The organism is Priestia sp. KCTC 13724, from assembly GCF_056820425.1.
In genome coordinates, this window is record NZ_JBXDLD010000192.1 from 1 (window position 1) to 803 (window position 803).

The following is an 803-nucleotide window of genomic DNA, read 5'->3' on the forward strand; positions in this document are numbered from 1 at the left end:
GAGGATGGAAAACTGGCTGCTAAACAGTTTTTTGGAAAGAAAACGGAATTACAGCAACTACAAACGAAATTTCATGAGCATGTCACTGAAAAAGGTTTTAATTTGGAGCGCGGTGTTTCAAGCGATCGGAAACACATTGAAACTCAACGCTTAAAGGCTTTAACTGCAAAAGAGCAAGTTAAAACCTTAGAAAATGAGCTAAAACAGAAGCAGCAGGAAAAGCAAGCACTGAATCAGTCCATTAAGGACACAAGTACTCGCTTGAGCGAGTTAAAAAAGTCTTTAGACAAAGTTCCTAACTTTGATGACCTTCAAATTAAAACAAAAGGGGGCTTATTTCGCTCAGAAACGGTCGAAATGCCTTCGAGAGACTTCGAGAATATAAAAGTACTTGCTCAAGGCTCAGAATCGCTCAGAGAAGAAAATAAGCTATATAAGAGCCATAATCTCGACCTCATGGGTGAGAATGCTAATTTAAAGCAGCAATTAGCCATTGTAGAAAAGGACAGAGAGAAGTTTAAGAGAGAAAGAGATGAACTAAGAAAAGAAAATCAGAAACTCGAAAAGAAGCTTAGCCGTACGGAGAAGTTGTTAGAAAAAGTGCATGACCTATATAAAAAAGCTGGATTAGCTCATCTTCAGTCTTTTGAAAAGGTGTTGGGTTATGCTAAGCACCAAATTAACAAAACACTCGATGTATTTAAAGGTGATGAATTGTTTGCTAGAAAGGGTTTAAGTGAGAACGAGGTAGAAGGATTTAATACGTCTATTCGTAATAGTGGTGGTATAGTGAGAAATTCTAG

At 37.5% G+C, this 803-nt stretch carries 1 protein-coding gene; it reads left to right on the forward strand.

Annotated features, from left to right (window positions below):
- On the forward strand, nt 1–803 hold an 803-nt coding region (locus tag AC1UFB_RS20300; protein WP_482589956.1), incomplete at both ends, for a plasmid recombination protein.